Here is a 10,113-nt window from a genome sequence, read left to right on the forward strand (position 1 = left end):
TCCACCATCGTCCATTCGGAGGCCGGCGTGCTTAGGTTCCTGGCAGGAAAGGTGACGCGCGGCGTCGTCACCCTGCTCATCGCGGTGTCGGCCGCGTTCTTCCTGGCGCGCGGCACCGGCGACCCGGTCCGCGAGATGCTCGGCGACCTGGCCGGACCCGAGCAGGTCGCGCAGCTCAGCGCCCAGCTCGGCCTGGACCGGCCACTGCCCGTCCAGTACGCGGCCTTCGTCGGTGACCTGGCCACCGGCGACCTCGGCACCTCGATCCGCTACGGCACGCCGAACCTGGACCTGATCCTCGGCTGGCTGCCCGCCTCCCTGCAACTCGCCGCCGCCGCGATGGTGCTCGCCGTGCTCGTCGGCATTCCCCTCGGCGTCTGGGCCGCGCTGCGCGAGGGCCGGTTCGCCGACCGGTTCGCCTCCACGGTGGCGCTCACCGGGCAGTCCATCCCGCTCTTCTGGCTCGGCCTGATGCTGATCCTGCTGTTCGCGGTGACCCTCGGCTGGCTGCCCGCCGGCCAGTCCACCGGGTTCAGCTCGCTGATCCTGCCGGCCGTCACCCTGTCCACGCTGCCGATGGCGCAGATCGCCCGGCTCACCCGGTCGAGCATGTCAGAGGTGCTCGGCGAGGCGTTCCTGGACGCCACCCGGGCACGCGGCGTCGCCCGGTGGCGGGTGGTGCTGGTGCACGCCCTGCGCAACGCCGCGCTACCGGTCATCACGATCATCGGCCTGCAGACCGGGACCCTGCTGTCCGGCGCCATCACCGTCGAGTTCGTCTTCGCCTGGCCGGGACTGGGCACCCTGGCCACCCAGGCGGTGCAGATGCGCGACTTCTCACTGATCCAGGCGATCGTCATATTCGGAGCGGTGGTGTTCGTGCTCGTCAATCTGATCGTCGACCTGCTGTACGGGATCCTGGACCCGCGGATCCGGGACGGCGTCGCGTGACCGCCGTGCTGGCCCCGCGCCGTCCGGCGTCCGGGCGGCCGGCGACCCGGGCCCGCGGCGCGGGCGCGGTGCTGGCCTTCGGGGTGCCGCTGGCACTGATCGGCGCGGTCTGCCTGGCCGCGCCGCTGCTGCCCCTGCCCGACCCGGCCGCGCAGTCGCTGTCCGCCGCGCTGCGCCCGCCGGCCTGGCTGTCCGGCGGGGACGCGGCCCACCTGCTCGGCACCGACCACCTGGGCCGGGACGTGCTGGCGCGGATCTTGTACGGCGGCCGGCTCACCTTTCTCATCGCGGTGGCCGGCATGCTGGCCGGCGCGGTGCCCGGCACGTTGCTCGGCCTGGTCAGCGGCTTCTACCGGGGAACGGTCGACGCGGTGGTGTCCCGGTTCGTCGAAGCCCAGCTGGCGCTGCCGTTCATCCTGCTGGCCATCGCGGTGATCGCCGGCCGAGGGCGTTCGCTGTCCGCGCTGGTGCTGGTGCTGGCGCTGTTCGGCTGGGCCCAGTACGCCCGGGTGATCCGTGCCGAGACGCTGTCACTGCGCGAGCGCCCGTTCGTGCTCGGCCTGCGCTGCGCGGGCGTGCCGGCACCGCGCATCCTGCTCGCCCACATGCTGCCGAACGTCGCCGGTACCGTCCTGGTGCTGGTCACACTGCAGATCGGCACCGTCATCCTGGCCGAGAGCGCGCTCAGCTTCCTCGGCCTCGGCGTGGTGTCCCCGCAGATCAGCTGGGGCGCCATGCTCGCGGACGGCCGCGACCAGCTCACCCACGCCTGGTGGGTGGCGGCGTTCCCCGGCCTGGCGATCACCACGGTCGTCCTGCTCGTCAACCTGCTCGGGGACGCCATGCGGTCCTGGCTCGACCCCAAGAAGCGGAGGTACTGACATGTCCCCGGTCCTGGAGTTGCGCGGCCTGACGATCGAGGCGGCGACCGCCGGCGGCCGGCACGTGCTGGCCGACGGCGTCGACCTGAGCCTGGCGGCGGGGGAGACCCTCGGCTTGATCGGGGAGTCGGGCAGTGGCAAGACGACCACCGTGCGCAGCGTGCTCGGGCTGCTGGACCGCAACGTCGCGGTCAGTGCCGGCGAGGTGCGGGTGCTCGGCGAGCTGATTCAGGCACCCGGGGTGCAGGCGGCCGGCCGGGTGCGCGGGCGGCACGTCGGAATGGTGTTCCAGGGCGCGTCGTCTTCGCTGGACCCGCTGATGACCGTGCGCCGCCAGCTCCGCGAGGTGGCGCGCACCCACCTGCCGCGGCTGTCGCGGGCCGAGCGGGACGCGCGCATCGCCGGTGTCATCGCCAGGATGGGGTTCACCGAGGTGGACCGGGTGCTCGACTCCTTCCCCCACCAGCTGTCCGGCGGCATGCGGCAGCGGATCGCCATCGCGCTCGCCGTGGTGACCGAGCCGGAGGTACTGATCACCGACGAGTGCACGTCGGCGCTGGACGTGACCACCCAGGCGGAGGTGGTCGGCCTGCTCGCCTCGCTGACCGCCGCGTCGTCGCGGGGCACCGGGATGGGCATGGTGTTCGTGACCCACGACCTGATGCTGGCCGGTGAGATCTGCGACCGGATCGCGGTGATGTACGCCGGTCAGATCGTCGAGGTCGGCGCCGCCCGCGAGCTCATCACCGCTCCGCGGCACCCCTACACCCGTGCCCTGCTGGCCGCGATCCCGAGGTGGGACGGCGGCGAGGTGCGGGCCATCGACGGGACGGCCCCGAGGGTCACCGAGGACTGGCCGGGCTGCCGGTTCGCGCCGCGCTGCCCGCGGGCCGAACAGATCTGCCGGGCCGGTGAGGTGCCATGGGCGCCGCTGCCGGGCGGCGGCCGGGCCCGCTGCCACTTCGCCGCCGGCGACGGGCCCGGCGCCGCGGTGCCCGCCTCCTCGGCGCGCCGATGAGCGCCGTCGCCGCGCCGGCCGGGCGCTTCACCGCGGTCCTGCTGGACGGCCGGACCGCGACCGTCACCTGGTCCCGGCCCGAGCGGCGCAACGCCATCGGCGCGGAGGTCTGCGCGGAGCTGGTGCCGGCGCTGACCGGGCTGGCCGGCCGCCGCGACGTGGACGTCGTCGTGCTGCGGGCCGCCGGGCGGCCGTTCTGCGCCGGGTGGGACGTCACCGACTTCGCCGGGCTGGCCGGGGCGTCGCCCGGCGAGCTGGCCGCGTTCTTCCGGCACGGCCGCCGGTTGCTCGCCGCGATCGGCGCGCTGCCGCAGGTCACGGTGGCCGCGCCCGCCGGTGCGGCGCTCGGCTTCGGCTGCGCCCTGCTGGCCCGCTGCGACCTGGTCGTGGCGGCCGACGACTGCCGCTTCGGGCTGCCGGAGATCACCCTCGGCATGCCGCCGGCCACCGTCCTGCCCGAACTGCTGCGGGTCATGACCCGGCGCGCCGCCCTGGCCTGGGCGGTGACCGGGGAACGCCTCCCCGCGCACCGCGCGCTGGCCGACGGGCTGGTCACCTCGGTCGTCCCGGCGGCCGCGCACGAGGAGGAGACCGCCGCGCTGGCCGCCGCGCTGGCCGGCCGCCGGCCGGGGGTGGTCCGGGACACCAAGGCCCTGGCGGGCCGGCTGGCCGCGGCCGGCGAGGAGGACCGGACCGCGCTGGGGATGGCGTCGGCCATCGCCCGGTTCACCGCATCGGAAGGAGAGGCCCGTTGACCGAGCCGCCCGGCGCCCGGCGCCTCAGGATCGGCATGTCACTGTCGGCGCACTACCCGCCCGGCACGCCGGTGCGCGAAGCGCTGCGCGAGACGATGGAACAGGTGGCGCTGGCCGAAGAGATGGGCCTGTCGTCCATCTTGCTCGGTCACCACTACCTGGCCCGGTCGCAGTTCCTGCAACCCCTCTCGACGGTCGCTTACCTGGCGGCCCGCACCGAGCGGATCCGGCTCGGCTTCGGGGTCTACCTGCTGCCGCTGCACAACCCGCTGGCCCTGGCGGAGGAGTTCGCGACGCTGGACCAGCTGTCCGGCGGCCGGCTGATCGTCGGGCTGGGCGCCGGGTACCGCGGCGTGGAGTTCCGCGCGTTCGGCGTCCCGGTGGAGGAGCGGTTCCGCCGGCTGGAGGAGTACGTCGGCGTGCTGCGCGCGCTGTGGTCGGGCGAGCCGGTCACCGCCTCGGGGAGCTTCGGCGAGCTGGCCGGCGCCCGGGTGCTGCTGCGTCCGGTCGCACCCGGCGGCCCGCCGCTGTGGCTCGGTGCCTTCGGTCCGGCCGGCATGCGCCGGGTGGCCCGGCTGGACGCCGCCTGGGCCGTCGCGCCCAACGGCACCGTCGAGGAGGTGGCCGCGCGGATGGCGGACTTCCGGGCGGCTCTCGCCGAGCACGGCCGCTCAGCGGACCGTGACTACCCGCTGCTGCGCGAGGGCTGCGTCGCGCCGACCCGGCGGCAGGCGGTCGACGCGGCCGGCCCGTACCTCGCCGGGCAGTACGAGAACTACCGGGGCTGGAAGCACGGGACGTCGGCGCACGAGCTGATCGAGGGCCACGCGGTGATCGGCTCGCCGGACGACGTGGCCGAGCGGCTCGCGCGGTACGCCGCGATCGGGCACACCGAGGTGGTGCTGCGGCTGCAGTGGAGCGGCATGCCACAGGCCGACGTGCTGCGCTCGATCCGGCTGCTGGGCCGGGAGGTCCTGCCGGCCCTGGCCGAGGTGCCGGTCGGCGCCCCGGCTCCGGCGGCCGGGTGATGACCAGGTGAGAAGGGGTGCGAGTTGACATGACCGCCATCAACTTCGGTCGCGTGGTCGACCTGCAGCGGGTGCGCCGGGCGGCGGAACCCGCCATCGTCGGCGAGTCGGGCGTGTGGACTTACGAGCGCCTGGCCGACTCGGTGCACGCCGTCGCGGCGTTCCTGGCCGACCGCGGGGTCGGCCGGGGGGACCGGGTCGCGGTGCTCGGCCTGAACTCGGCGGAGTACGTTTGCGCGGTGCTCGCCGTCTACCGGATCGGCGGAGTCGCGGTGCCGCTGAACTACCGGCTGCGCCGGGAGGAGCTCGACTTCCTGGTCCGTGACAGCGGCGCGGTCGCGGTGCTCTGTGAGAGCGAGTTCCTGCCGGTCATGGCGGAGATCTGCGCGCCGCTGCGCCTGCGGGCGTCGGTGGTGCTGGACGGCGCCGGACCGCCCGGATGGCCCTCCTTCGGCGAGGTGCTGGCCGGGCACGCCGGCCTCGTGACGCCGCTGGCCGAGGTGGGCTTCGACGACCCGCAGCGGATCATGTACACGTCCGGGACGACCAGCCGGCCGAAGGGCGTCATCATCACGCACGGGATGGCCGCGCTGAACGTCACCGCCCAGACGACCGAGCTCGGCCTGTCGTCGGCGGACCGGGTGCTGATCTCCTCGCCCCTCTACCATGTCGCCGCCTGGGACGCGCCGGGCGTGGGCGTGCTGTTCAACGGCGGCACGCTGGTGGTGATGCGGCGCTTCGACGCGCCGGCCGCGTTGCGGCTGATCGAGGAGCACCGGGTCACCGGCGGCATCTTCGTGCAGGCCATCCTGCACGGCCTGCGCGCGGCCGCCGACGGCTCGCGCGACCTGTCCTCGCTGCGGTGGATCATCTTCGGCGCCGCGGCCGGCGAGCTGTACCGGGAGGTGCGCCAGATGCTGCCCGGCACCCGCCTGGTCCAGGCGTACGGCATGACCGAGGCGTGCAGCGCCATCGCCTACATGGACGCCGCGCACGAGGTGCCGAAGGCCGGATCGGTCGGCACCGCGGTGCCGTTCGTGGAGTACCGCGTGGTGGACGCCGCCGGTGTGGACGTCCCGCCGGGGGGCGCCGGGGAGGTGGTACTGCGCGGTCCCAAGGTGACCCCGGGGTACTGGGGCGATGCGGAGCTGACCGCCGAGGCCTGGCGGGGCGGCTGGTTCCACACCGGCGACGTCGGTTCGGTGGACGGCGACGGCTTCCTGTCGATCACCGACCGGCTCAAGGACATGATCAGATCGGGCGGCGAGAACGTCGCGAGCCAGGAGATCGAGCGGGTGCTCTATACCCACCCGCTGGTGTCGGAGGCGGCGGTCATCGGCGTGCCCGATCCCCGCTGGCAGGAGGTGCCGAAGGCGTACGTCGTGCTGAAGGCGGGCGCCGAGCTGTCCGCCGAGGAACTGATCGCCTACTGCCGGGGCCGGCTGGCGTCGTTCAAGACGCCGAAGTCGGTGGACTTCGTGGCCGAGCTGCCCCGCAATCCCTCCGGGAAAGTGCTGAAGCGGGTGCTGCGCTCGCGCTCGTTCGGCGATCCGGTGTCGGCGGGGTAGGGGAAGCGGGCCGACATCGTTACGCTTTGTGGCAAACGACTGTAGGGGGAATCGTCCGATGGCACGCACGGCGGCTTACGGGAAACCTCGGGGCTCTTATAACCCTGCGGAGAAACGGCGCGCGCTGCTGGCCAGTGCCCTGAAGCTTTTCGAGGTGAAGGGGTATCACGCGACCTCCGTCGAGGACATCGTGACGGACGCCGGCATGACGAAAGGCGCGCTCTACCACCTGTTCACGGGCAAGGAGGAGATCCTCCAGCAACTGCAGGAGGAATACATCGACGACCGGCTCGCGAACTTCCGCCGGATTCTTGAGACGTATGACTCGCCGGTCGACCGGTTGCGGCAGCTGATCTTGGAATCCCTGCACGCTATCAGCCACTTTAGGTCACATGTCACGATTTTCAGCCAAGAGCGACGTTTCCTGACAGAAGAGCGATTTGCCGCTATCAAGAAGAAGCGTGACCAGCTGGACGCGATGTACGAGGCGGTCATCCAGCAGGGGGTGGACGAGGGCGTGTTCAACTCCGCGCTGCAGCCGCGCATCGTCAGCTTCGGCCTGCTCGGCATGCTCACCGCCGCCTATGGTTGGTTCCGGCCGGACGGTCCGCTGAGCGCCACCCAGGTGGCCGACCAGTTCGCCGAGCTGATCCTCAAGGGGCTGGTGGCGCCGGTGCCGGAGGACTCGGTCGCCGGCTGAACCGGCCGCGGCCCCGCGCCGCCGGACCGCCCCGCCCGGGGCCTTCCGCTCGCGCCCCTTGACCGTCCCCCATTGGGCCCGTAACATTCATACTGGTCGGAATTAATAAGGAGTGGATCGTGAAGTTCGGTGTGATGAACCTGTTTCCGGCCGAGGGCACGGACGACGCCCAGGTGCTCCGGGACACCATCGAGGAGATCGGGATCGCCGACGAGCTCGGCTTCGACTCCTGCTGGCTGGCCGAGCACCACTTCTCGCGTTACGGGATCCTGGGCAACCCCCTGATGCTCGGTACCGCCCTCGCCGAACGGACCCGTCGCATCACCATCGGCACCGCGGTCGTGGTGCTCCCGCTGCACGATCCCATCCGCGTCGCCGAGGACGCCGCCCTGCTCGACATCCTGTCCGGCGGCCGGCTCGTCCTCGGGGTCGGCCGCGGGTACCAGCCGGCCGAGTTCCGCGGGTTCGGCAAGGACCGCAACGCCAACAAGGAGCTCTACGCCGAGATCGTCGACATCCTCAAGCTCGCCTGGACCGAGGAGAACTGGTCCTACGAGGGCACGCACTTCCAGTACCACGACATGAACGTGTTCCCCAAGCCGGTGACCCCGGGCGGCCCGCCGCTCCTGCACGGCACCTCCTCGCCGGAGACCTTCCGGCAGCGCGGCCTGGCCGGCGACCACATCATCGTCTCCTCCAGCTTCACGCCGATGCAGCGGATCAAGGAGAACTACGGGTCCTACCGCGACGCGCTCGCCGAGGGCGGCCACCCGGTGGACGGCTTCGACCTGCCCTTCATGCAGCAGGTCTGGGTGGGCGACGGCGAGGACGGCCTGCGGGCGGCGGCCGCCGCGGCGCTGACCTACTACCGCAGCGTCGGCAAGGTGATCCCGGGCTCGGACGAGGCGGTCGAGTCCGAGCGGGCCTACTACGACAAGGTCCAGCGGAACATCGGCCTGCTCACCCTGGAGAAGACGCTCACCCACGGCGGTACGTTCGGCTCGGTGGACCAGGTGGTGGACACCCTCGGCCGGATCCGGGACGAACTCGGCGTCACCCACTACATCGGCTGGTTCCACATCCCCTCGCTGGACCGCGCTCGCGCCATCGCCTCGATGGAGACCTTCGCCGCCAAGGTGATCCCCCAGCTGGCCGGTGCCTGACGTGCTCGGCCGCCCCATCCCCGACGCCGGAGCCCGCATATGAAGAAGAGCGAATACGAACTGCTCGCCGCCCAGTGGGACGGCGAGGGAATGACGACCGACGACAAGGCCATCGAGGAAGCGGTCCGCTACGAGAAGGACGCCGGCAAGGCCGCCGCGTACATCATCTTCGACGTCCCGGAGAAGCTGAACGGCATCCCGGTCGCCGCCTTCGAGCGGGTCGGCGACCTGATCCGGGAGGCCGAGGTCGATGACGAGGTGAAGACGATCGTCTTCAAGGGCAACGGCGACTGCTTCGGCTCCGGGGCGGACGCCGCCGAACTCGGCTACTACATCGGCTACGGCAAGAACAAGAAAGGCGAGCGGACCGGCCGGCCGGCCCAGCGCCAGCGGATCCTGCCCGACCGCAACCTGCTGTCGGAGAGCCTGGCCAACAAGGTCACCAACTGCCTGAAGGCGACGATCTGCCAGGTGCACGGCTATTGCTATGGCGGGCACATGAAGATCGCCCTGGGCGCCGACATGGTCGTCGCGTCACCGGACGCGCAGTTCACCCACCCGGCGTTCCGCTACCTCGGATGCGCTCCGCAGGACATGTACCTGTGGATCGAGAACCTCGGGCTGAAGAAGATGAAGGAGATCATGCTGACCATGCGGCCGCTCACCGCCGAGGAGGGCGAGCGGGTCGGCTTCGTCAACCAGGTGGTGCCGCGCGAGGAGTTGGCGGCCGCCGTCGACGAATATGTCACGGCCATCTCCTTCATGCCGCTGGACGGCCTGATGATGGGCAAGTCCATGATGCGCATCGCCATGGAGGCGCGGGGGAAGGGTGTCGGCGAGGTGGGCAACTGGATCGGGCATGCCTGGGCCACCAACCTGTCGCTCGCCGAGGGGGAGTACAACTTCGTCCGGGAACGGCGCGACAAGGGCCTGGCCCAGGCGCTGAAGGACCGGGACGCCGCGGTCGCGCCACGGTTCCGCCTCGGGGGACGGCTCGGCTGAGCGCCGGGCCGGGGGAGGGGGGCCGATGGTCGGCGAGATCCACCACGTCGCGGTGAGCGTCCGCGACCTGGACAGATCCATCCCGTTCTACCGGGACGGGCTGGGACTGCGCATGACGCTGGACATGCGGGTGGGCAACGAGACGATGCACGAGCGGCTCCGGGTGCCGCCGGGGACCACCGGCCGCGCCGTCTACTTCCAGGGGCCCACCCGGATCGGCCAGGTGGAGCTGATCCAGTGGGACCTGCCGGTGCCGGCCGGCGCGCGTCCCGGGCGGGCCGGTGAACCCGGGGTGTTCGCGCTGTCCTTCCCGGTGGCGGCCGAGGAGATCCGCGGGCTGTACGAGCGCCTGGTCGCGATGGGCGTCGACTGCTACCACCCGCCGGCGACCAGCGTACTGCCCGGCTACGGGCCGATCACCATGTTCATGTGCGAGGACCCCGACGGCATCCGCGTCGAGTTCGTCAGCCTGCCCACCCCGGAGCAGGTCCGCGCGTTCCGGGCCGCCGAGCGTTCCGGACCGGCGGAGGAAGGGCGGTAACGATCATGAAATTCGGCATTCTGGCCTCGCACCAGTACCTGCCGGAGGACGACCTCCGGCAGCGGCTCGGCGAGCTGTGGGACCTGACCGAGCTGGCGGCGGACCAGGGGTTCGCCTCCATCTTCGCGATCAACCACTTCCTGGCCAACCTGCAGACCCCGCAGCCGCTGTCGGTGCTGGGCGGGCTGATCCGGCACTCCGGCGACATGATGGTCGGCACCAGCCTGATCATCCTGCCCGCCTACCACGCGGTGCACATCGCCGAGGAGTTCGCGACGCTGGACCACATGTCCGGCGGCCGGCTGGTGCTGGGCGTCGGCGCCGGCTACCGCAACAACGAGTTCGCCGCGCTGAACATCGACAAGCCGAACCGCTTCCGCAAGATGCACGAGCAGATCAAGGTCATCCGGGCGCTGTGGACCGGCGAGCGGGTCGACTTCGACGGCGAGTTCCACACCCTGCACGACACCATCTGCGTCCGGCCGCTGCAGGCGGGCGGCCCGCCG

11 protein-coding genes are annotated in these 10,113 nt (G+C 71.9%); all 11 read left to right on the plus strand.

The window, feature by feature from the left end; all coding sequences use genetic code 11:
* Nucleotides 1-27: 27 nt before the first annotated feature.
* A complete protein-coding gene (locus Sru01_RS17565; RefSeq protein WP_203986568.1) occupies nucleotides 28-951 on the plus strand; it encodes an ABC transporter permease in 924 nt (307 codons plus the stop codon).
* A complete protein-coding gene (locus Sru01_RS17570; protein ID WP_203986571.1) occupies nucleotides 948-1,832 on the plus strand; it encodes an ABC transporter permease in 885 nt (294 codons plus the stop codon). Before Sru01_RS17565 ends, Sru01_RS17570 begins: the two co-directional genes overlap by 4 nt.
* 1 nt (nucleotide 1,833) lies before the next feature.
* Nucleotides 1,834-2,850 (plus strand): ABC transporter ATP-binding protein, encoded by a 1,017-nt coding sequence (locus Sru01_RS17575; protein WP_203986574.1) that lies wholly within the window; start codon nucleotides 1,834-1,836, stop codon nucleotides 2,848-2,850.
* A complete protein-coding gene (locus Sru01_RS17580) occupies nucleotides 2,847-3,605 on the plus strand; it encodes an enoyl-CoA hydratase/isomerase family protein (protein WP_203986577.1) in 759 nt (252 codons plus the stop codon). The genes Sru01_RS17575 and Sru01_RS17580 overlap by 4 nt, the downstream gene beginning before the upstream one ends.
* Complete coding sequence (locus Sru01_RS17585; protein ID WP_203986580.1) at nucleotides 3,602-4,633, plus strand: LLM class flavin-dependent oxidoreductase; 1,032 nt, start codon at nucleotides 3,602-3,604, stop codon at nucleotides 4,631-4,633. The genes Sru01_RS17580 and Sru01_RS17585 overlap by 4 nt, the downstream gene beginning before the upstream one ends.
* A gap of 29 nt (nucleotides 4,634-4,662) precedes the next feature.
* Nucleotides 4,663-6,201 (plus strand): long-chain-fatty-acid--CoA ligase, encoded by a 1,539-nt coding sequence (locus tag Sru01_RS17590; RefSeq protein WP_203986583.1) that lies wholly within the window; start codon nucleotides 4,663-4,665, stop codon nucleotides 6,199-6,201.
* Nucleotides 6,202-6,259: 58 nt separating this feature from the next.
* Complete coding sequence (locus Sru01_RS17595; RefSeq protein ID WP_203986586.1) at nucleotides 6,260-6,901, plus strand: TetR/AcrR family transcriptional regulator; 642 nt, start codon at nucleotides 6,260-6,262, stop codon at nucleotides 6,899-6,901.
* Nucleotides 6,902-7,020: 119 nt separating this feature from the next.
* Nucleotides 7,021-8,064: an LLM class flavin-dependent oxidoreductase gene (locus Sru01_RS17600; protein ID WP_203986599.1), complete on the plus strand. Its 1,044-nt coding sequence runs from the start codon at nucleotides 7,021-7,023 to the stop codon at nucleotides 8,062-8,064.
* A 39-nt stretch (nucleotides 8,065-8,103) separates the two neighbouring features.
* Nucleotides 8,104-9,066: an enoyl-CoA hydratase-related protein gene (locus Sru01_RS17605; protein WP_203986602.1), complete on the plus strand. Its 963-nt coding sequence runs from the start codon at nucleotides 8,104-8,106 to the stop codon at nucleotides 9,064-9,066.
* A 25-nt stretch (nucleotides 9,067-9,091) separates the two neighbouring features.
* On the plus strand, nucleotides 9,092-9,607 hold the full coding sequence (locus tag Sru01_RS17610; protein WP_203986606.1) for a VOC family protein: 516 nt from the start codon (nucleotides 9,092-9,094) through the stop codon (nucleotides 9,605-9,607).
* Nucleotides 9,608-9,612: 5 nt separating this feature from the next.
* On the plus strand, nucleotides 9,613-10,113 hold a 501-nt coding region (locus Sru01_RS17615; RefSeq protein ID WP_203986610.1), incomplete at its 3' end, for an LLM class flavin-dependent oxidoreductase.

Origin of the sequence: Sphaerisporangium rufum, assembly GCF_016863395.1 — a bacterium.
Classification (GTDB): Bacteria; Actinomycetota; Actinomycetes; order Streptosporangiales; family Streptosporangiaceae; genus Sphaerisporangium; species Sphaerisporangium rufum.

Excerpts from the sequence above, each read along its gene's own strand:
- Sru01_RS17580 (WP_203986577.1), top strand. The coding sequence starts at position 2,847 with ATGAGCGCCGTCGCCGCGCCGGCCGGGCGCTTCACCGCGGTCCTGCTG.
- Sru01_RS17610 (WP_203986606.1), top strand. The coding sequence starts at position 9,092 with ATGGTCGGCGAGATCCACCACGTCGCGGTGAGCGTCCGCGACCTGGAC.
- Sru01_RS17605 (WP_203986602.1), top strand. The coding sequence starts at position 8,104 with ATGAAGAAGAGCGAATACGAACTGCTCGCCGCCCAGTGGGACGGCGAG.
- Sru01_RS17575 (WP_203986574.1), top strand. The coding sequence starts at position 1,834 with ATGTCCCCGGTCCTGGAGTTGCGCGGCCTGACGATCGAGGCGGCGACC.
- Sru01_RS17595 (WP_203986586.1), top strand. The coding sequence starts at position 6,260 with ATGGCACGCACGGCGGCTTACGGGAAACCTCGGGGCTCTTATAACCCT.
- Sru01_RS17590 (WP_203986583.1), top strand. The coding sequence starts at position 4,663 with ATGACCGCCATCAACTTCGGTCGCGTGGTCGACCTGCAGCGGGTGCGC.